Annotated in this window: 21 protein-coding genes; 9 read left to right on the forward strand and 12 right to left on the reverse strand. The window is 30.7% G+C overall.

The features are described 5' to 3' along the window. Positions 1 to 147 precede the first annotated feature (147 nt). The 3 genes from UEQ13_RS03170 to hisS all read right to left on the reverse strand — a co-directional run bounded on the left by UEQ13_RS03170 (position 148) and on the right by hisS (position 3,590). Positions 148 to 378, reverse strand: a complete 231-nt coding sequence (locus tag UEQ13_RS03170) for a hypothetical protein (protein ID WP_329804955.1) — start codon at positions 376 to 378, stop codon at positions 148 to 150. Between the two features lie 76 nt (positions 379 to 454). Beyond that, a complete protein-coding gene (locus UEQ13_RS03175; protein ID WP_329804956.1) occupies positions 455 to 1,813 on the reverse strand; it encodes an MATE family efflux transporter in 1,359 nt (452 codons plus the stop codon). Between the two features lie 106 nt (positions 1,814 to 1,919). Next, positions 1,920 to 3,590 (reverse strand): histidine--tRNA ligase, encoded by a 1,671-nt coding sequence (gene hisS, locus UEQ13_RS03180; RefSeq protein WP_329804957.1) that lies wholly within the window; start codon positions 3,588 to 3,590, stop codon positions 1,920 to 1,922. A 249-nt stretch (positions 3,591 to 3,839) separates the two neighbouring features. Between hisS and UEQ13_RS03185 the strand changes: the two genes are divergently transcribed. Further along, entirely contained in the window at positions 3,840 to 5,081 is a 1,242-nt protein-coding gene (locus UEQ13_RS03185) for an ABC transporter permease (RefSeq protein WP_329804958.1), read from the forward strand. 40 nt (positions 5,082 to 5,121) lie between these two features. Further along, entirely contained in the window at positions 5,122 to 5,484 is a 363-nt protein-coding gene (locus UEQ13_RS03190) for a hypothetical protein (RefSeq protein ID WP_329804959.1), read from the forward strand. Positions 5,485 to 5,520: 36 nt separating this feature from the next. On the opposite strand, the gene prmC is transcribed toward UEQ13_RS03190, so the two are convergent. Genes prmC through UEQ13_RS03205 form a run of 3 tightly spaced genes read right to left on the reverse strand, consistent with a single transcriptional unit; the run spans position 5,521 to position 7,793 of the window. After that, the gene (gene prmC, locus UEQ13_RS03195; protein ID WP_329804960.1) at positions 5,521 to 6,375 is read right to left on the reverse strand and encodes a peptide chain release factor N(5)-glutamine methyltransferase; all 855 of its coding nucleotides are present in this window, start codon (positions 6,373 to 6,375) and stop codon (positions 5,521 to 5,523) included. Next, entirely contained in the window at positions 6,365 to 7,276 is a 912-nt protein-coding gene (locus tag UEQ13_RS03200) for a hypothetical protein (protein ID WP_329804961.1), read from the reverse strand. Before UEQ13_RS03200 ends, prmC begins: the two co-directional genes overlap by 11 nt. Before the next feature lie 4 nt (positions 7,277 to 7,280). Beyond that, the gene (locus tag UEQ13_RS03205) at positions 7,281 to 7,793 is read right to left on the reverse strand and encodes a GNAT family N-acetyltransferase (protein ID WP_329804962.1); all 513 of its coding nucleotides are present in this window, start codon (positions 7,791 to 7,793) and stop codon (positions 7,281 to 7,283) included. A 37-nt stretch (positions 7,794 to 7,830) separates the two neighbouring features. Between UEQ13_RS03205 and ribD the strand changes: the two genes are divergently transcribed. From ribD to UEQ13_RS03220, 3 genes are read left to right on the forward strand one after another with little or no spacing between them, the layout of a single operon-like run. Further along, complete coding sequence (gene ribD, locus UEQ13_RS03210) at positions 7,831 to 8,874, forward strand: bifunctional diaminohydroxyphosphoribosylaminopyrimidine deaminase/5-amino-6-(5-phosphoribosylamino)uracil reductase RibD (protein ID WP_329804963.1); 1,044 nt, start codon at positions 7,831 to 7,833, stop codon at positions 8,872 to 8,874. Continuing rightward, entirely contained in the window at positions 8,867 to 9,469 is a 603-nt protein-coding gene (locus UEQ13_RS03215; RefSeq protein ID WP_329804964.1) for an HAD family hydrolase, read from the forward strand. Before ribD ends, UEQ13_RS03215 begins: the two co-directional genes overlap by 8 nt. A gap of 2 nt (positions 9,470 to 9,471) precedes the next feature. Next, complete coding sequence (locus UEQ13_RS03220) at positions 9,472 to 10,095, forward strand: IMPACT family protein (protein ID WP_329804965.1); 624 nt, start codon at positions 9,472 to 9,474, stop codon at positions 10,093 to 10,095. 86 nt (positions 10,096 to 10,181) lie between these two features. On the opposite strand, the gene UEQ13_RS03225 is transcribed toward UEQ13_RS03220, so the two are convergent. The 3 genes from UEQ13_RS03225 to UEQ13_RS03235 all read right to left on the reverse strand — a co-directional run bounded on the left by UEQ13_RS03225 (position 10,182) and on the right by UEQ13_RS03235 (position 11,344). Continuing rightward, positions 10,182 to 10,484: a hypothetical protein gene (locus UEQ13_RS03225; RefSeq protein ID WP_329804966.1), complete on the reverse strand. Its 303-nt coding sequence runs from the start codon at positions 10,482 to 10,484 to the stop codon at positions 10,182 to 10,184. Positions 10,485 to 10,653: 169 nt separating this feature from the next. Continuing rightward, positions 10,654 to 10,845, reverse strand: a complete 192-nt coding sequence (locus UEQ13_RS03230; RefSeq protein ID WP_329804967.1) for a hypothetical protein — start codon at positions 10,843 to 10,845, stop codon at positions 10,654 to 10,656. Between the two features lie 94 nt (positions 10,846 to 10,939). Further along, entirely contained in the window at positions 10,940 to 11,344 is a 405-nt protein-coding gene (locus UEQ13_RS03235) for an acyl-CoA thioesterase (RefSeq protein WP_329804968.1), read from the reverse strand. A gap of 227 nt (positions 11,345 to 11,571) precedes the next feature. Between UEQ13_RS03235 and dnaA the strand changes: the two genes are divergently transcribed. Both dnaA and UEQ13_RS03245 read left to right on the forward strand, forming a co-directional pair. Beyond that, positions 11,572 to 13,002 (forward strand): chromosomal replication initiator protein DnaA, encoded by a 1,431-nt coding sequence (gene dnaA, locus UEQ13_RS03240; protein ID WP_329804969.1) that lies wholly within the window; start codon positions 11,572 to 11,574, stop codon positions 13,000 to 13,002. A 2-nt stretch (positions 13,003 to 13,004) separates the two neighbouring features. Continuing rightward, positions 13,005 to 13,463: a low molecular weight protein-tyrosine-phosphatase gene (locus UEQ13_RS03245; protein ID WP_329804970.1), complete on the forward strand. Its 459-nt coding sequence runs from the start codon at positions 13,005 to 13,007 to the stop codon at positions 13,461 to 13,463. Between the two features lie 148 nt (positions 13,464 to 13,611). Here the strand turns inward: UEQ13_RS03245 and UEQ13_RS03250 are convergent, their stop codons facing one another. Then, positions 13,612 to 14,157: a transposase gene (locus UEQ13_RS03250; protein WP_329804971.1), complete on the reverse strand. Its 546-nt coding sequence runs from the start codon at positions 14,155 to 14,157 to the stop codon at positions 13,612 to 13,614. 650 nt (positions 14,158 to 14,807) lie between these two features. Between UEQ13_RS03250 and UEQ13_RS03255 the strand changes: the two genes are divergently transcribed. Together UEQ13_RS03255 and UEQ13_RS03260 are read left to right on the forward strand one after the other, a co-directional pair. Next, positions 14,808 to 15,542 (forward strand): SAM-dependent methyltransferase, encoded by a 735-nt coding sequence (locus UEQ13_RS03255; RefSeq protein ID WP_329804972.1) that lies wholly within the window; start codon positions 14,808 to 14,810, stop codon positions 15,540 to 15,542. A 58-nt stretch (positions 15,543 to 15,600) separates the two neighbouring features. Further along, entirely contained in the window at positions 15,601 to 16,833 is a 1,233-nt protein-coding gene (locus tag UEQ13_RS03260) for a tyrosine-type recombinase/integrase (RefSeq protein ID WP_329804973.1), read from the forward strand. Positions 16,834 to 16,926: 93 nt separating this feature from the next. Here the strand turns inward: UEQ13_RS03260 and UEQ13_RS03265 are convergent, their stop codons facing one another. Then, positions 16,927 to 17,412 carry a M23 family metallopeptidase gene (locus tag UEQ13_RS03265; protein WP_329804974.1) on the reverse strand — a complete coding sequence of 162 codons (486 nt, stop codon included), beginning with the start codon at positions 17,410 to 17,412 and terminating at the stop codon, positions 16,927 to 16,929. Continuing rightward, a complete protein-coding gene (locus tag UEQ13_RS03270; RefSeq protein ID WP_329804975.1) occupies positions 17,409 to 20,078 on the reverse strand; it encodes a zincin-like metallopeptidase domain-containing protein in 2,670 nt (889 codons plus the stop codon). The genes UEQ13_RS03265 and UEQ13_RS03270 overlap by 4 nt, the downstream gene beginning before the upstream one ends. Between the last annotated feature and the right edge of the window lies 1 nt (position 20,079).

Genomic DNA, 20,079 nt, shown 5'->3' on the forward strand with positions numbered 1-20,079 from the left:
TTTCCAAAAAATAGAAAAATTTGGATAAAAAATAGTCGTAGAAATACTTTATAACTTTTAATTGTTGGATTTAATTTAGTTGATTATCAAATATATAATTATTTCATAAAAAAACCGATACATTTTCACATATCGGTTTAAATTCTTTTAAGCTTCTTCGTAGCGTTCCATTTCACGGTCATAAAATTCGCCAGCAAGCGTAATTAAATGTTCCATTTCTGCTTCTAATTCGGTTTGATCTTCTTCTTCAATATCTTCTAAAAACTCAACTGAATCATCTTTTAAATTGATGAAAAATCTAGGATATTCTAAATGGATGACAAAAATATCATCCGGAAAATCAGTGTTATCGCCTGTTACAAATTTTGGTAATTCCATGTTTTATAGTGTATTATGTTTTATAGTAAATTCTAAAATGTTTTGTAAATGTACAAATTCTATTAGCTTAATAAAATTATCTGTGATGTTTCAGTAGAAATCTGAATCGTAAATACAACATAATCGCTGCTGCCGTTAATCCAGCTAACAAACCTATCCAAACGCCTTCTGCTTTTAAATCTGTATATAATCCTAAATAAATGGATATCGGAAAACCAACTATCCAATAAGCTACAAAAGTCAAATACATAGGTACTTTTACATCTTGTAAACCACGTAAAGCACCTAAAACCACGACTTGAATTCCATCTGAGATTTGGAAAAATGCTGCAACAATTAATAATTTGGAAGAAATAGAAAGCACTTCTTTAATCTCATTTGCATTTAAAGCCATTTCTTCATTTACGAAAAACGCTGGAAAAAACTGATAGCCCAACATAAAAACAGCAGCAAAAACAATTTCAACAATAATTGCCATCAAGAAAATAGAATGTGCTACCGTATTTAACTTTTTGTAATCATCTAAACCTTTGTGATTCGCCACTCGAATCATTGCTGTTACGCTTAATCCCATGGCAAACATGAACGTCAACGAAGCCAAACTTAAGGCAATTTGATTAGCCGCTTGACTCGTAGTCCCAATCATTCCACACAACCAAATGGCTCCGGTGAATAACGCTACTTCAAAAAACATTTGCATAGAAGAAGGAATTCCTAACTTAATGATTTTATCCGACATACTTTTTTGAAAAGATTGCCATCCAAAATCCTTGAAAAAGGATTTAAATTTTTCGTTTTTAGATAAAATATAGTGCATATAAATTACCATAAAAACACGAGCTACTAACGTTCCAATAGCGGAACCTACAATGCCCATTTTTGGAAACATGAACAATCCAAAAACCAATAAAGCATTAATTACTACATTGATAATATTCCCGTAAATTGTAGCATACATAGAATATTTCGTTTCACTCATTCCGTCTGCAAATTGCTTGTAAGCTTGAAATATCACAAGTGGAACCAATGAAAAACCAACAATATCTAAAAAGGGTTTCGCTAACTTTACCACATCAGCAGGTTGGTTCATGTACGACAATAAAGGTTTCGCAAAAAACAACAAAAAGAACAATCCAAAACCTAAAATGGTACACAAAATTAATCCGTTTTGAAAAGCGCTTCTTCCGCCTTCTCTGTCTTTCGTGCTGTCAAATTCGGCAATAATCGGCGTTATGGCAGTTGAAAATCCAATTCCAATAGACATACCAATAAATATGAAACTATTTCCTAAAGAAACCGCTGCTAATTCTGTTGAACCTAATTGTCCTACGAAAATATTATCTACTACTCCAACTAAAGTATGTCCAACCATACCTAAAATCACAGGCAAAGCTAAATTGAAGTTGTATTTGAATTCTTGAAAGTATTTTTTCATGATTGTTACACAGAGTTTCGCAAAGAATTCGCAGAGCTACGCAAAATTCAAAAAAATAATTTTGTGAATCTTTGTGTTTATTCTCTGTGAATCTTTGCGTTATATCTTATTTTAATTTTTCTACTAATTGGTCTAACGAAACCGTTACTTGTTCTCCAGAAACTAAATCTTTGACTTTAAACTGGTTTTGTTTGATTTCTTCTTCACCCACTAAAACGGCGAATTGAATTCCTTTTTTCTCAGCAAATTTAAACTGTTTGTCCATTTTTGCTTTATCAGGATACATTTCCACTTTAACTCCGTTTTGTCTTAAGTGCGAAATGGCTTTTAATGAAAATAACGTTTCTGATTCTCCAAAATTGATGAATACTGCTTTTGATGTAGTTGAAACTGTTTCTGGAAACAAACCAAGTTCTTCCAAAACCAAGTAAATTCTATCTAATCCGAAAGAAATTCCCACACCACTCATGTTTTTCAATCCGAAAATACCAGTTAAATCGTCATAACGACCACCGCCACCAATAGAACCCATCGCTACACCTTTTGGCGCACCCACTTCATAAATCGCACCAGTATAATAATTTAAACCACGTGCTAACGTTACATCTAAATCTAAATTTGCCGATTGTAAACCTAATTCGTGAATCGCATTACAGATGAATTTTAATTCTTCCACACCTTTAGTTCCTTCTGTTGAAGCCGCTAAAAGTGTCGCTAATTTTTCAATTTTTTCGTTGATTGTTCCTGTGAAGTTGAAAAGTGGTTGCACTTTTTCAATTGCCGATTCCGAAATACCTTTTTCAAGCATTTCTTTCTTCACACCGTCTTCACCAATTTTATCTAATTTATCTAAGGCAACTGTAAAATCAATTAATTTATCTGAAGCACCAATCACTTCTGCAATTCCAGATAATATTTTACGGTTGTTAATTTTTATATTTACGCCTTTCAAACCTAAAGCAGTAAAAATCGTATCGTATAATTGTACGAATTCTACTTCTTGCCAAAGCGAATTACTTCCTACGACATCGGCATCACATTGAAAAAACTCTCTAAAACGTCCTTTTTGTGGTCTGTCTGCACGCCAAACCGGTTGAATTTGGTAACGCTTAAATGGAAATTCTAATTCATTTTGGTGTTGCACGACATAACGCGCAAATGGAACGGTTAAGTCGTAACGCAAGGCTTTTTCTGAGATAGCAGATGTCAAATTTTTAGAAATTATTTTTGATAACAATCTTTCTTTGTTTTTTCTAATATTTAACTCTTTAAGATTTTCATCAACATATTGAATGAAATATTTACTTTTAATAACTTCAATCAATACATCTAATACTTCTTTTGAATATTTATTTAAAATTAAAAAACAAGAATGTGATTCTGTATCTTTTAAAGTCGATAATCTATTCTGAATGAAATTTTGACATTTCACAATATCATATGAATCAAATGAACTAACTAATTTATTATCAAATGCATCTGAAATAACTTCATCACAAAAAAAAGTATCTATAGCTTTATTTATTTGTTCAATTTCAAATACTTTTGAAATTTTAAAATAATCTCCACTATCTAATATCTTAAAAATCAATCGATCACCTTCTTCGCCATATTTTCCCATTAAAGTATCTGAATTCTCAAAAGAAGGGGTTTCAATAGGTTGAAAACCAAACTGTTCAAAATTAGATTTTATAATAGAAAAAATGTAGTTTCTTTTTGCTACTTCTGTAGAAGAAAAATCGCGAGTTCCTTTAGGAATACTTGGTTTTTGAGCCATTTTGTTAGGATTGTAAAGTGTACTTTGTGTAATATAATTTGTAATCGGTGCAAATATCTTACTTTTAAATGACATAAAGAAAAAGAGCCAAGGAAAAAGTAAAAAGAAACAAGTAAAAAGAAACAAGTAAAAAGTGGGAACAAAAAGCAATTTCTATAAAATTACAAACCAAAACTTTTACCTTTTTACTTTTTACTTGGTTCTTTAAAATTTTTTGTAACAAAAAGACAAAATGAACTACAAATAGTCATGGTTGGATTATTTAAAGAAAATACAAAAATTGCTATCGACTCTATTAGAAGTCAGGCATTACGTACGTTTTTAACAGTATTTATTATTGTTATTGGAATTACTTTTTTGGTAGGTATTTTAACCTTAACCAAAGCCTTAGAAAATAATTTATTTGGAAATTTCGCTTCTATGGGAGCGAATACTTTTTCGATAAGTCAATATGATTTTTCGGAACAAATTAACCAAAATGATGGTGAACAAAAAGTAAATCCGATTATTAGTTACCCGCAAGCCAAAGGTTTTAAAGACAAATTTGAATTCCCTTTTACTTCTACTTCTCTATCTTTTACTGCTTCTGCAAATGCTGAAGTGAAATTCGACAATAAAAAAACGGATCCAGAAATTACCATTTTGGGTGCTGATGAAAATTTTATTCCAAATAATGGTTTCGAATTAGAATCGGGTAGAAATTTTAATTCTTTTGATGTAGATAACAACAATTATGTTTGTATTGTTGGTGCCAATTTTAAAGATGGTTTATTTGAAGGAGTGAATCCAATTGACAAAACGATATCTGTTCGTGGTGCAAAATTTAAAGTGATTGGTTTATTGAAAGAAAAAGGAGCAACATTCGGAAATAATCAAGATTTACGAGTAATTATTCCAATTCAAATTGCGCGTTCTATATTTTCTCAACCAAATATTAATTATGACATTGATGTTAAAATCAGTAACAAACAATTATTAGACGAAGGTGTAGATAATGCCATTTTAGCGATGCGCCGTGTTAGAAAATTAAATCCGGTAGAAAAAGACAATTTCGGAATTAAGCGTAGTGACGATTTAATTCAGAAACTAGGAGAAAATATCGCCGTAATAAACATTGCAGCTATTGCAATTGGTGCGATTACCATTTTCGGATCCACAATTGCTTTAATGAATATTATGTTAGTTTCCGTTTCAGAAAGAACACGAGAAATCGGAATTAGAAAAGCACTTGGAGCAAAAAGTGGCACAATTGCTTGGCAGTTTTTTACCGAAACCTTTATCATCAGCCAAATGGGTGGAATTATTGGAATTATTTTAGGTTTATTACTTGGTTCCTTAATTGCATCATTAGCAGGTTTTGAATTTGTAATACCTTGGGTGGCCATTATGATTGCTTTTGCCACTACTTTTGTGGTAACGATTATTTCAGGATTATATCCAGCGATAAAAGCTTCGAAATTGGATCCTGTTGAGGCGTTGCGTTATGAGTAAACTTCAAAATTCGTTAATCATCATTAAAAATATTTAAATTTTGGAAAAATTAAATCAAAACGATATTTATACCGTTCTATCGCAAACCTTACCGAAACAAAATGACTTTTTCGAAACAGATTATACTGAGGAATTACAAGAATTATTTGATTTTGGAATTGAAACTAAGACTACTTTAGAAAATTTAATAGTTAAACATAAAGAAAGTCTTTTAGAAATAGATTCAGAAGAATTGGAGGAATCTGAAATTAACTCCTACAAAGAAGAATTTGGCGAGGAATTTGTAAACGAAAGAATCAAAAATAAATTTTGGTTTTCCTATTCAGCTTTACTTCGACTTGCTTTGGAATTAGAATTTGATGAAAAATACATCGAATATTCTATCAAACGTGATGGATTATAATTTGGAACAACGAATAATCAATGTTGAATGTTGAAATTACAAAGCACAACAAATCATTCTATCATTACCCACAAAATCTTTACGCAATTCGATATTCTTGAAACCTAAGTTTTCTAACAATGCAACAGTTTCTTTTCCTAAATATTGATTGATTTCAAAGAATAATTTTCCGTTTGGACTTAAACCTGTTAAAGCTAGTTCTGCTATTTTTCTGTAGAATAGTAACGCATCTGTATCTTCCACAAACAAAGCCAAATGCGGTTCATAATCTAACACATTCTTTTTAATTTCTTGTTTTTCTAAATTCCGAACATAAGGCGGATTGGAAACAATGATATCATATTTCTCAATAAGAAATTTGGACTCTAAAATATCTTGCAAAATAAAGTTGACTTTCACTTTATTATCAACAGCGTTTTTACGCGCCATTTCTAATGCTTTTTCCGAAACATCAATTGCTGAAACAATCGCATTCGGAATTTCTTTTTTAAGTGAAATCGGAATACAACCCGAACCTGTTCCAATATCAAGAATATTTAACTTCTTGCTTCCAGCTTCCAGCTTCGTACTTTCAACTATCCATTCCACCAATTCTTCTGTTTCTGGTCGTGGAATTAACGTGTTTTCATTCACTTCAAATCGAAAGCCATAAAACCAAGCTTCACTAGTAATATATTGAATGGGTTTCTCCGTTTTTAATTCTGAAATTATGGTGTTCCATTTTTCTAAATCTGTTTCAGAAACTTCAAAATCAGGGTTTAATGAAATATCAATGCGTTTTAAATGATGCAAATATTCCGTCAAAATAAAAAAGAAACTTTCTATTTCTGAAGCCTCATGAATGGTTTGTAATTCAGAGAAAAAATGTGATTTTAGGTTTTTAATTTGCATTTTCCCATTCTTTCATTAATATATCATACATTTTTTTCTGCAAATCCCAAGTTGATAAACCTACAGCAATTCTTCTTTCATCAATTTTATCGAAATCTATAATTCTTTCAGGTGTAATATTTTGATAAATTCCATAATAAAACATTCCAGTTTGTCTTTGTAAACTATCTACTAAATTTCCATAGATATTTGCTGGCGCTTTTCCTCTTCTTATCAGATCTAAAAAAATGGGTTTCCAATAGTCAATATCTTTAATATGCATTATTAATGTGCTAATATGTGGAGGAATTTCATCAAACGAACCTATTGCAAAACTTCCAATTAAATTATCATCGGGATAACCAAATTCTTTAATGATAACTTTTAACCTATCTTCATGAATTCTATCAATACTATCCACTTCTTTCCAGTCTATAATTCCTCTTAATCTAACTTCTTGGTCTTTCGCAGTGATTAACTTAATTTCATTTCTTAATTCAAAATTTACAGTTGTTTTGTACTTCTCAAATATTTTTTTTGAGTTTTTCTTTAACTTTTTCCATCTTGATTTGTTTTTCAAGCTATCATATATAGAATCACCTTCAAAATAAAAAAAACTGTAACCATATTTTTTTAACAATAACTCGATGTATTTAAAAGTCTCTTTTTCTTTATTTAACTTCATCGAGAGTTGTGCTAAAATATTAACTTCCCTAATATTTTCTTGATTTAAAAGCGGGCAATTACTTTCAGCTTTTTTCAATAAGCTATAAGCTAAAGTATCATTCCCAATTTCATAATTATATTGCGCTTCATACACCAATTGATAATAATCCTTTATGTAATCATATTCTTTTTTATTTTTTTGTGAAAACAAAATAGAGCTAAAAAGCACCATAAAAAACAAAGCTAATTTTTTCATATTCTTACAAATCTTTAATCATAAACACATCGCAAGCATTGTGTCCAGTAGAACCCATTGAACCATCAATATAAGTAAATCCCGATTTTACATATAATTTTTGTGCATCTTTCATAAAAGGCAACGTTTCAATATAACATTTATCGTAGCCTGCTTGTTGCGCAAATTCTAAACATTTCTGCATTAGTTCTTGAGCAATTCCTTTACCTCTGGCTTCTTTTGCCAAATACATTTTTTGTAATTCGCATATTTTAAATTCGGCATCCATTAAATTTCCGATACCACAACCACCTAAAATAATTGACTCCTGATTTTGTTGTACGGACAAGTCGCGACTTGTCTCTACAACAAAATAAATTTCATTTTCGGCTTGATACACTTCAAACAAGGTGTTTAAATGTGGATCGGCATAAGCGGTTCCGACTTTAGGCGCATCTAATTCTTCAAAAATATTTCGGATAACGGAAGCGATTTTCAGGTTATCTTTAGGTTCGATTTTTCGTATTGTATAATTCATTTGCAAATATAAAATGTAAAAGTACTAAATTTGTAAGATGATCAAGCATGAAATTTACATGAAACGCTGTTTGCAATTGGCTAAAAATGGTTTGGGAACTACATATCCGAATCCGTTAGTAGGAAGTGTGATTGTACACAACGGAAAAATTATTGGTGAAGGTTGGCACAAAAAAGCAGGCGAACCTCATGCAGAAGTGAACGCTATAAATTCAGTAAAAAACAAAGAATTACTTTCCGAAAGCACCATTTATGTGAATTTAGAACCGTGTAGTCATTTTGGAAAAACACCGCCGTGTGCGAATTTAATCATCGAACATAAAATTCCGAAAGTGGTAATTGGTTGCATCGATAGTTATTCGGAAGTCGCTGGAAAAGGCATTGAAAAATTAACCAATGCAGGTTGTAAAGTCACTTTGAATGTTTTAGAAAAAGAATGTTTAGAAATCAACAAACGCTTTTTTACTTTTCACAACAAAAAAAGACCGTATATCATTTTGAAATGGGCAGAAACAGCTGATGGATTTATTGCGCCTTTGGTTAATAATTCTAAGACTTCGATTGCCATTTCAAATCAATATTCTCGACAATTAGTCCATAAATATCGTACCGAGGAACAAGCTATTTTAGTCGGTACGAATACGGTTATAAATGACAATCCTAATTTAGACGCTAGAGATTGGTTTGGTTCGCATCCAACTCGAATCGTTTTAGACAGAACCAATAAAATTCCAGCTGATTTTAACGTAAAAAACAAAAATAATCCTACAATAATTTTTACAGAAGAAGAAAATTGTGTAAATTCGAAAAATTGTATTTACGAATTTACTATATTTGATACCCTTTTAATTTCGAATATTTTAACATCTTTATACAAGAAAAATATTCAATCTGTAATTATTGAAGGTGGTGCAATCACTTTACAGCAATTTATAGATAGTGATTTATGGGATGAAGCCCGAGTTTTTATTTCTGAAAACAAAAGTATTGAAGGTATAAAAAAACCCGATTTTAATTTTAATTCGAATCTAAAAGTTAAAATCAAAAATAACCAATTAAAAATATATACAAATTATGATTGAAGCTATTATTTTTGATTTAGGAGATGTATTTTTAAACTTGAATCATCAAGCAAGTGTTGATGCGTTTAAAAAATTAGGTTTAAACGATTGGAATGAAGAGTTAAAAACCAAATCAATATTATTTGAAACGGGTAAAATAGACGAATACGAATTTATGCTTGCCATACAAAAATACATTCCAAATGAAAATTTTGAAGATATTAGAGAAGCTTGGAATGCTGTAATTGTAGATTTTCCATTGGAGAGATTGGAATTTTTAGAAAAACTTCAAAACAAATACAAATTATTCTTATTAAGCAATACCAATCAAACACATATAGATAAATTTGAGCATAGAGTTGGCTTAACTTTTGCCAGAGAATTTTATGCGCATTTTAATAAAATCTATTTTTCTTTCGAAATGAAAGTCAGAAAACCAGACGAAGCCGTGTTTAATTTAATTTTAAAACAGAACAATCTAAAACCAAACAAAACGCTTTTTGTTGACGACACATTAGAACATATTGAAGTGGCAAAAGGATTAGGCATAAACACTTGGCAAATAATTGTGGGACAAGATGATGTAACCAATTTATTTGATAAAAAAATATTATAAAATTGCAAGATTCCGAAATTAAAGACACTTATAATACCATTGAAAACGCTGTAGAAAATATTTTATTTAAAGAAAAAAACAGCAAATTTATAGGTTACGCTTATCCAATTACTTCAGAAAATGAAGTAAAAACTCACATAGAAAATTTAAAAAAAGACCACTTTTCCGCACGCCATTGGTGTTATGCGTATCAAATTGGTACGGAAACATTTAAGTTCAGAGCCAATGACGATGGTGAACCTAGTAATTCTGCTGGAATGCCTATATATGGACAAATTCAATCTTTTGAAATTACGAATGTTTTAATAGTAGTGGTGAGATATTTTGGTGGCGTAAAACTGGGTGTTGGCGGCTTAATTTCCGCTTACAAAACTACCGCACAACTTACTTTAGAGGAAGCTACAATAGTTGAAAAAACCATTGACAAACACTTCAAAATTACTTTTGATTATAAAAACATGAATAAAGTCATGCGAATTATAAAAGAGAAAAATCTTGATATCGTCAATCAGAAAATGGAATTAAACTGCGAAATTGAAATTGCTACTCGAAAAAAAAATGCCAAACAAATATTTGACATTTTCTCTACTTTATTTGAAATTGAAATTGAAGAAATAGAAAATTAACGCCTAATTAAAACACGATGTCAATCTGAGCGGAGTCGAAGATATACAAACCACTTCGACTCCGCTCATTGTGACAAAAACTAGTATTACTTCTTACAAATACAATAACACGATAATCCGTAAATCCGAATTCCGAATTTCTGAAAGACTTGTGCAAGTGTGAAATCAAGCTGTAAAACCAAAGTAATTATCTTTGATTTGAATGCACTACCTGTCCAATTGGTTACAGTTTCTTTTTTGTTTGCATTAAAAATACTTTCCAACCATCTTACCAATAATAACGACGTAAAACAATAACCTTTATCTTGAATTTGGAAATCATGTTGATTCAAAACACGTTCCAATTGCTTTAAATTATATCTTCTGTAATGTCCGAGCAATACAATCATGATTAGAAAAAACAGATTGAAAAGCAGGAACCGCAAATAAGAATTGATTGTTTTTTTGAGTTAGATGCTTTAAAATTTCATCTTCCTTTTCTAAATGTTCTAAAACATCAATACATAAAAACAACACATTTTCTTCTGAAGGATAATTAGCGAAATAATCCGTTAAGTTTTACACATACTGAATTGGATTTTCACCGTAATTCACTTTTAGCTGCGAAGTAATTTCTGGAGAATAAGCCGTATCAATCGTAAAATATTCCTCTGCTAAATTTTGTTTGTAAATTTCGTTAATGATAAAACCGTCACCACCGCCGATATCCACAATTCGTTTTACTGGAAATTTAATTTTTGATGAATGCAACAATTTAAATAACACATCTCGTCTAGAAATTTCCTAGGGATGTCTTTTGTAATTTTCCTTATCGAATAAACGGTCAAATTCGGTTAAATCCATGCTAAACTAATTGACTTATTTTTTCAGTTACATACGATGGAGGAACTATCGGTCGACCTGTTTTCATATCCACAAAAACTAACATAGAATAACCAGTTGTTAACAAGTCATTTTGCTCATTATAAATCTCATAATCAAATTCTATCTTAACAGAAGTCTGACTTTTTAAGATCGTTTTTACGCGTAATAAATCGTCATAACGAGCCGGTTTTTTATAGTTCATTTGCAAAGAAACTACGGGAAGCATCACCCCGTTTTCTTCCATCCATTTATAAGAAATTCCTAAATTTCTCAGCCACTCTACTCTACCCATTTCAAAGTACTGAGCGTAATTACCGTGGTACACCACGCCCATTTGATCTGTTTCTGCATACCTAACTCGTACACTAAATTCGTATTCTCTCATTCTACTTTTTTTATATTTAAAATCCTAAAATTTTATGTTAAAAAATTATTAAACAACTCTTAATTCTGTTTACAACATTAATTTTTAAATTACAATAGCAATTCATTTTTTTTTACAGAAAATTGTTCACATATTTGCCTTCCTAATATGAAACACTTATCAACATAAAAATTGATCAGTTTTTATTCTGAATTAGACTACAAAAAACTATAAAAAAATTATAAACTATGACTAAAGCAGCAAAATCTGTTTGGAATAATTGTCTGTCTTTTATAAAGGACAACATTCAGGAACAAGCCTACAAAACTTGGTTTGAACCGATTGTGGCAATTAGCCTATCAGAAGACAATGCTTTACACATTCAAGTCCCAAGTAAATTTTTCTACGAGTGGCTAGAAGAGCACTATGTTATAATTTTAAAAACAGCTTTAACTAAAGAACTTGGAAACCAAGCAAAGCTAGTGTATAAAATTAAAATGGAAAACACTTATGGTAATAAACTTCCATTTACAGAGCAAATTCCAAGTACACACCGTAGTTCAGTTAAAACGCAAGAAATTGATGTACCAGTTGTTAACAAAAATCCAGAATTAAAAAATCCGTTTATTATTCCTGGTATCAGAAATGTTAAAATTGAATCGCAACTAAATGCCAATTATAGTTTTGATAATTTCCTAGAAGGTGATTCTAACAGATTGTCAAGAAGCGCTGGTATGGCCGTTGCAAATAAGCCAGGTGGAACCTCTTTTAACCCCTTATTAATTTTTGGTGGTGTTGGATTAGGTAAAACGCATTTGGCCCACGCAATTGGTGTAGAAATTAAAGATAAATATCCTGAAAAAACTGTTTTATATATTTCTGCTGAAATTTTCACACAACAATATATCGAATCGGTAAAGAAAAATACTAGAAATGATTTCATTCACTTCTATCAATTAATTGATGTATTAATTATTGACGATGTGCAATTTTTGTCTGGTAAAGCAGGTACACAAGATGTGTTTTTCCACATTTTCAACTACTTACACCAAAACGGAAAGCAAGTTATATTAACTTCAGATAAAGCACCAGTGGACATGCAAGATATTGAGCAACGCTTATTATCTCGTTTCAAATGGGGATTATCTGCAGAATTACACCAACCAGATTATGAAACAAGAATTTCTATCTTAAGAAATATTTTGTACAGAGATGGCGTGGAAATGCCTGATGAAATTTTAGAATACGTTGCCAAACATATTAAATCGAATGTTAGAGAATTAGAAGGGGCTATTATTTCATTAATTGCACAATCTTCTTTCAACAAACGTGAAGTAAATTTAGAATTAGCCAAACAAGTTGTAGAAAAGTTTGTAAAAAATATCAAACGCGAAATTTCTATCGATTACATTCAAAAAGTGGTTTCAGATTATTTCCAATTAGACACTGAAACTTTGAAATCGAAAACGAGAAAGCGTCATATTGTACAAGCGCGTCAATTAGCCATGTATTTTTCTAAGAAATTCACAAAAGCATCTTTAGCTAATATTGGTTCTCAAATTGGAGATAGAGATCACGCAACGGTTTTACATGCTGTTAAAACAGTTGATAACTTGGTAGCTACAGACAAACAATTTAAAAAGTTTGTAGAAGACATTAACAAAAAGCTAAGTATTTAAACATGTCTGTTAAAGTATTAATGGTTTGTTTAGGCAATATTTGTCGATCGCCATTAGCTGAAGGCATTTTACAAGCTAAACTTCCAAATAATTACATAGTTGATAGTGCTGGAACAGCAAATTACCATGTAGGTACAGCTCCAGACAAACGTTCTGTGGTAACTGCTAAGAAATTTGGCGTAGATATAAGTCAACAAAAATGCAGACAAATTAGCACTTCCGATTTTGAGACATTTGACTATATTTATGTTATGGATACTTCTAATTACAAAAATGTTTTGGCAATAGCGCCAAATGAAGAAGCCAAACAGAAAGTAAAAGTAATTTTAAACGAATTACATCCCGATAAAAACTTAGAAGTTCCAGATCCGTATTATGGCGACATGCACGGCTTTGAACACGTTTACAAATTGTTAGACGAAGTTTGCGAAGTGATTGCAGAAAAAATAACAAAATCCTAAACCAGTCCCTTTCTTTTTAAGAAAAGGAATTTATTTTGCATCAGTAAAACAACAAAATTTCTTCAAAATAATTTCTACAATTACACAACAAACACTTAAATAATTCTAGCAATGTTGACTGTTAAACAAAAAAGCAAATCACAAACAGTTAGCTTTTTGTATATTCACAATTCTTAATCCTATCTTGAAACCATTTTTGCGGATTCATATCTATATAGTTAGAAATCGAATGATATGCTTTTTCATTTCTTATTATATGATCATGAAAAGAGCGATGCCAGCTAAAATCCTCAAAACCTGATTCGCGAATTTGTTTAGACGTAGTTGTTTTCAAAGCTCCCATCAAACTTGACAATGACTTAATTTTTATCAAATTCAAATCCATTAGCGAACTATCAATTGCAAGAATCAAATGAAAATGATTAGGCATGATAACATAATTATGAATTTCCACATAAGGATATTGAATCATTAACCATTCAATTTGATTTTTAACAATTTCACCAAATGAATTTAATTCCATCAAATACCGTACGGACAGGTCGCGACCTGTCCTCAATTCTTCATCAAAAACATCAATATCATCAATATCATCAAAAGGTTTACAAATCACATTCCCAAAACAACACAAATTATCCTTCACACAATTCGTAATAAAATACAATTTATTACTAGAATAATCGAATCCCTTCATTCGATTTCTTTTTCGATTTTTCATGGCAAATACTATTTTAATGGCTTTAACAAATCAAAAATAACAAAATATTCCAATTTATCAAATCGTACGGACAGGTCGCGACCTGTCCCCATATCAAATTATCCCAAATCCAAAAAAAATCCCCCCTCGTACGGACAGGTCGCGACCTGTCCCCATATCAAATTATCCCTAATCCCAAAAAATTCCCCCTCGTACGGACAGGTCGCGACCTGTCCCCATATCAAACTATCCCAAATCCCAAAAAAATCCCCCTCGTACGGACAGGTCGCGACCTGTCCCCATATCAAACTATCCCAAATCCCAAAAAATTCCCCCCTCGTACGGACAGGTCGCGACCTGTCCCCATATCAAACTATCCCAAATCCAAAAAAAATCCCCCCTCGTACGGACAGGTCGCGACCTGTCCCCATATCAAATTATCCCTAATCCCGAAAAAATCCCCCTCGTACGGACAGGTCGCGACCTGTCCCCATATCAAACTATCCCAAATCCCAAAAAAATCACCCCTCGTACGGACAGGTCGCGACCTGTCCCTATGATATCCATAAAATATCCAATATACCCAATCCAAAATAAATCATATAATCTCTTTATTTTTGTATTTTTGCAATTCAAAATCAATTTATATGTCAATTAATTCAAAACTTGGTAAATTATATTTAATACCTTGTACTTTATCTAATCCGGGTGAAGTAACTGTAAATCCTGATGATGTGTTACCTCAAACCATCAAAAGATGTGTAGAATTGATAGATCATTACATTGTAGAGAACGAAAAAACAGCTCGAAAAGCCATTAAAGCGATTTTACCTGAAAAATCTCAACCTAGTTTACAACTATCTTTATTAAATAAACATACAGAAGTTAGCGAACATTACGAAATGATTAAACCTTTATTAAATGGAATAAATGTAGGTTTAATGAGTGAAGCGGGTTGTCCAGGAATTGCAGATCCAGGTGCTGTGATTGTGAAATTAGCACATGAAAAAGGAATTCAAGTAGTGCCATTAGTGGGGCCGAGTTCAATTTTACTAGCCTTAATGGCGAGTGGCATGAACGGCCAAAGTTTTGCATTTACAGGCTATTTACCAATAGACAAAAACGAAAAGAAAAGTGCGTTGCGAAACTTAGAAAAATGGTCGCAGGAGAAAAATCAAGCACAAATTTTCATGGAAACACCCTATAGAAATAATAAGTTTTTAGAAGATATTTTAGGAACGCTTCATCCCCAAACGAATTTATGTGTGGCGTGTGACATTACTTTGCCAACAGAATTCATCAAAACAAAAACGGTAAACGACTGGAAAAAACAAAAGGTCGATTTACACAACCGCCCAACTATCTTTATAATTCAAAAGTAGTTAATCTCAAAAAGTCGAATAAAACAAAGGCTTTGCAAACATATTTTAAATAATTGCAATGTCAAAAATCATAAAAAGCATAAAAAAAAATACGGAAACGAATACGTTTTTATATATGAAAAAAAAATATTCAGCACCAAAAATATACAATGCTAATGGAGATTTAAGCAAGCGTTGGTATGTTTATTATTCATTCCGTGACCCAAAAAGTGATTTATTAGTTAGACAAGCACCCGTTTATGCTGGCGTAAATGAGTTAAAAACAAAATCTGTAAGAACTGAAGCTATAACTATTTTAAGAAAAAGTGTTTCATTAATTTTAGAAAACGGGTATAATCCATACATCAAAGACGAGTTTTCGGACGAAAATAAAACCTATACTATTAATTATTGCTTTGAATTTGTTCTAAATTTAAAGAAAAACAGCCTTTCACAAGTTAGTTATAAAGATTTTTCCAGTAGAGTAAAGCAGTTTAAAAAATGGCTTGACACCAAAGGTTTTGCTTTAAAAACAATTGATAAAATAAATAAAAAAGCAATAAATTCGTATTTAAACGAAGTACAATTAAAAAGTAGCGTAATGAATAGAAACAATTCTCGTGCGAGTTTGAGTTCTTTTTTTACCACTTTAGCAAGTAATGAAATAATATTGTTTAATCCAGTTTCAAAAATAGAAATTCTAAAAACTAAACCTCAAAGACACAAATCATACACATTAGAACAGGAACAAAATATATTTTCATATCTTGAAATAGAAAACCCTGTTTTGTTACTTTTTATAAAATTTATTAGTTATAATTTTTTGCGACCTGTTGAAGTTTGTAGATTAAGAATAAAAGATATTGACATAGTCAACAAAAAATTATACTTAAAAACTAAAAATAAGCCTGTAAAAATTAAGATAATTCCAGATATTTTAATAAACGAATTACCCGATTTATTATTATTACAAGAAGAAAACTATTTATTTTCAAAAAATAGTTTTGGAGAAAAATGGAATGTAAGTGAAACCAGCAGGAGAAATGTTTATAGTGAAGATTTTTCCTTAATAAAAGAAAAGTTTAATCTTGGTTCTGATTATGGATTATATAGTTTTAGACATACTTTTATTACTAAAGTTTATGCAGAATTAGTAAAAACACGTACGCCAAACGAAGCTAAAAACCAATTAATGCTTATTACTGGACATAACACAATGACAGCTTTAGAAAAATATTTAAGAGATATTGACGCAGTTTTTCCAGAAGATTATTCATACTTAATACAAAAACAAAACATTAAAAATCAATAAATTGTATTTTTAAATAGAAAAACAAATAAGAGAAACAAAAAAACGCCTTACATTTCTGTAAAGCGTTTTTAACAACTAACCAAAACTACTAAATTATGTAAATAAATTTGTTGGATTTATTAGTTCGTTTCCGTTTCTAACTTCAAAATGAATATGATTTACCATTGAAACGCCGTATTTTTTTGCAATATTTTGACTTATGGCTATTGGTTGCCCTTTTTTTATTTTTAAACCAGCAGGGATAGTAGGGGTAACGTAGAAAATTTTAATTTCAATTTCATCATTTACCAGTACCATTCCTTTAAAATTTTTATCATTTGCATAAGGATAGGCTATCCTTTTAAATTCACCGTCAATTGGTGAAAAAATTGTTTCACCGGGATTAGTTACTATGTCAATTCCTTGGTGTTTGTGTCCGCTACGATTTGCACCGAAATTTCCACAACCAAACGCATCGCATCCACGAATTTTATTTAAAGTTGTTAGTTTTGCTAATTTTGTTTTTGTGTTTTTCATAATTAAATATATTATAGTGGTTACTACGGCAGGAATAATTATATGTTTTGCTTTTAATTTCATTTTACTGTGAATGATAATTTTTTAACTGCTGGAACGTTCCCGATTAATTGTTTACTGAAAATATTATATTTCAATCCAGTTTGTTTATTGTATCTGTTTTTTGTTGCAAAAACATAGTTTTTAGTGTAGTCTTCGTATTTTTCGGTGAACAAAACAATATCTGCATCAAATTGACTTTTGCTACCGCCACGCATTGCACCGGTTGTGGTTTGTTGAAAAATGACTAAAAATAGTTTACCATTATATTTTTTTCGTAAATCTTTATCTACTTCAAAAGATTTTTCAATCTCTTTCATTTTGGTAAAACTATCTATTACAATTACATCGTTATCCTGGATTAATTTATGTAAATCGGTCATTGATTTTACTTCAGGATTGTGAATGTTATTTAGTGCCTTAGTATTTAAGTATTCTTTTGCTTTATCATAATACAACACACTTTCAGGATGTTCTTCAATGCTTGCGTGTCCAACTTTGTAATTTTGTGCAAAACAATTCATAAACTGAAAAGCCATTCGTGTTTTCATTGAACCTTCTCCACCAGTTAATGAAATAAAAACGCTTTCATTTGGTTTTACTTCAATTTGTCCTAAAAACTTCTTAAAATTTTCGTCTTGAATATCAAAGTAATCTACTTTTTCTGACTTGTTAGCCATTTTATAAGCCAATGAATTTTTATTTAGATCTATTACAGTTGAAACTGGCTTTACTTCAGATGGTTTTTCAATAACTTTTTTAGCTGCATTTAATCCATTTTTAGATAAATCCGTTTTTTTGGTATTATTTTTGTTATCTTTGTTGTTAGAAAGTGGTTTTTTATCCCCGTCTTTAGGACTCGCTACGGCTACCTTGGGTAAATCTCCACTTTTTTTATTATAACCAACTTCAAAAGTTTTCAACGATGTTTTTCTGTTATTATCTAAAATTACAGAAATTCTTATGTGTCTTTTTATCCCATCTATTGTTATTTTAGATTTGAAATTTAAGTAGCCTAAAATTGTTGGGTTATCAGTTTGTTTACGTTTACCCCAATTATTATAAGTTGAATTTTTTATTAAATCTTCTAAATGTTCAATAACTGCTACCTTTTCAGAATACATAGGTTGTAACATTTTTCTACCAGCACCTCTAAAAAAAACAACTTCTTTAAGATGCTTTTTAATTGCAACTTTTTTACCTTTTAAATTTTCGTTGTAATAGTCAAGTGTAAACTTTCTTAATTCCGATACCGTCATTTTAGAAAATTTATCTGTTGTAATATCTTTATTGTTTGATGCGCCTAAACCAGCAAATAGCTCTAATTGAGAATTATTTTTTGAATTTCCTTTACTTCTTTTACGAACTGGAGTTTTAAGTGAAACACCTGGATTAATTTTTACTTTTTCAGTTTTAGCTTCTTCAACTTTTGTTTCTTCTGTATGATCGGGATTTTCATTTTGTAAAATATAATTTACTGCTTTTTTTGATTGTGCCGATGCTTTCAAGAAAAAACGATTATCATCTTCTAATGCGGAAATTAATCGCTTATTCCAGCTAAAAAGATACTTTGCAGAATTTTCTACTGTGTGAAATAAAATTCCAGCTTCGGAACACATAAATACTGCACCTAATTCAGCAATCAATTCTTCATAAGCATAATTTTTACTTCCAAACGTACCTGAAAAATCACGGTTTAATCGTTTTTTAGCACCTGTACTGTGTACTATTTCGTGAAAATAGGTACAATAATATGACGCTTCATTTTCAAAGGCATCAATTTTAGGCATATTTACAACGTCATTTGATGGTTGATAATAGGCTTTATCGCCTACAAAAGTATATTTAGGTGCATCTTTGTAGCCATCAATTAATTTTTGTGCTTCTTCAATTGGATTAACAACTTTTTCAGTTGGTTTTTCTTCTGAAAATGTTAATCCAATACAATCATCAGCAAGAAAAACATTGTAATACTTTAACACCGGGATTTTTGCTAAATAACGCTTTAAATCATCTTTTGTCAACTGTTTTGACTTTACAAATTCGTCAAACTTTGATTTGTCAGAAGTTTTAAATGTTAATGAGCCGTTATCAAAATCAAAAATCATAGTGTAATAAATTACTCTATGTGCTTTACTTCCTTTTTTTAATGATGCTTTCGCATCTTTAATTTGATTAAATGTTAAATAGTAAGGTTGGATAAACCTTTTAGGCACTAAATAACCATTACCATTTTCGTCAATTTCTATATCAAAATTTAATAAAAAGTTTGCTCCAGTATATTCTTTTTTGCTAACATAATTTTTAGCACCGCCACCAGAACCAGCACCAGTCCATTTTTTTTGCCAAGGCAAATGCCCTACTTTTTTAATGGTATTAATAATTAAATCCGTGATATAACTATAAATATCATCGGGCGAAACACCATTTAAACCTTCACTATCAGGCTCTGAAATATATTCTAAACTTGGTAAAATAAGTTTTTGGTCTGCTGCATTTAATCCAGGTGTTTGTATAGGGTTTTCAATACTAATAATGAAACTTTTTTCTTTGTTAAATTTCAATGCGTTTGACAAACGAGTAGAAACTTCAAAAACTTTTAGAAGTTTTGCCTTTTCTAAAAGTTTTTGAAGTTGTAAACGAGTAACTTTTTTACCGTCTAAATTGTTAAATTCGTTAATGATGCACATA

It is taken from the genome of Flavobacterium facile (assembly GCF_036321945.1).
GTDB classification, from domain to species: Bacteria; Bacteroidota; Bacteroidia; order Flavobacteriales; family Flavobacteriaceae; genus Flavobacterium; species Flavobacterium facile.

What these genes read in the sequence shown, in the direction of transcription:
- UEQ13_RS03170 (WP_329804955.1), bottom strand. Translation starts at nt 378, where the DNA reads ATGGAATTACCAAAATTTGTAACAGGCGATAACACTGATTTTCCGGAT.
- UEQ13_RS03175 (WP_329804956.1), bottom strand. Translation starts at nt 1,813, where the DNA reads ATGAAAAAATACTTTCAAGAATTCAAATACAACTTCAATTTAGCTTTG.
- hisS (WP_329804957.1), bottom strand. Translation starts at nt 3,590, where the DNA reads ATGGCTCAAAAACCAAGTATTCCTAAAGGAACTCGCGATTTTTCTTCT.
- UEQ13_RS03185 (WP_329804958.1), top strand. Translation starts at nt 3,840, where the DNA reads ATGGTTGGATTATTTAAAGAAAATACAAAAATTGCTATCGACTCTATT.
- prmC (WP_329804960.1), bottom strand. Translation starts at nt 6,375, where the DNA reads ATGCAAATTAAAAACCTAAAATCACATTTTTTCTCTGAATTACAAACC.
- UEQ13_RS03200 (WP_329804961.1), bottom strand. Translation starts at nt 7,276, where the DNA reads ATGAAAAAATTAGCTTTGTTTTTTATGGTGCTTTTTAGCTCTATTTTG.
- UEQ13_RS03205 (WP_329804962.1), bottom strand. Translation starts at nt 7,793, where the DNA reads ATGAATTATACAATACGAAAAATCGAACCTAAAGATAACCTGAAAATC.
- ribD (WP_329804963.1), top strand. Translation starts at nt 7,831, where the DNA reads ATGATCAAGCATGAAATTTACATGAAACGCTGTTTGCAATTGGCTAAA.
- UEQ13_RS03215 (WP_329804964.1), top strand. Translation starts at nt 8,867, where the DNA reads ATGATTGAAGCTATTATTTTTGATTTAGGAGATGTATTTTTAAACTTG.
- UEQ13_RS03225 (WP_329804966.1), bottom strand. Translation starts at nt 10,484, where the DNA reads ATGATTGTATTGCTCGGACATTACAGAAGATATAATTTAAAGCAATTG.
- UEQ13_RS03235 (WP_329804968.1), bottom strand. Translation starts at nt 11,344, where the DNA reads ATGAGAGAATACGAATTTAGTGTACGAGTTAGGTATGCAGAAACAGAT.
- dnaA (WP_329804969.1), top strand. Translation starts at nt 11,572, where the DNA reads ATGACTAAAGCAGCAAAATCTGTTTGGAATAATTGTCTGTCTTTTATA.
- UEQ13_RS03245 (WP_329804970.1), top strand. Translation starts at nt 13,005, where the DNA reads ATGTCTGTTAAAGTATTAATGGTTTGTTTAGGCAATATTTGTCGATCG.
- UEQ13_RS03250 (WP_329804971.1), bottom strand. Translation starts at nt 14,157, where the DNA reads ATGAAGGGATTCGATTATTCTAGTAATAAATTGTATTTTATTACGAAT.
- UEQ13_RS03255 (WP_329804972.1), top strand. Translation starts at nt 14,808, where the DNA reads ATGTCAATTAATTCAAAACTTGGTAAATTATATTTAATACCTTGTACT.
- UEQ13_RS03260 (WP_329804973.1), top strand. Translation starts at nt 15,601, where the DNA reads ATGTCAAAAATCATAAAAAGCATAAAAAAAAATACGGAAACGAATACG.
- UEQ13_RS03265 (WP_329804974.1), bottom strand. Translation starts at nt 17,412, where the DNA reads ATGAAATTAAAAGCAAAACATATAATTATTCCTGCCGTAGTAACCACT.
- UEQ13_RS03270 (WP_329804975.1), bottom strand. Translation starts at nt 20,078, where the DNA reads ATGTGCATCATTAACGAATTTAACAATTTAGACGGTAAAAAAGTTACT.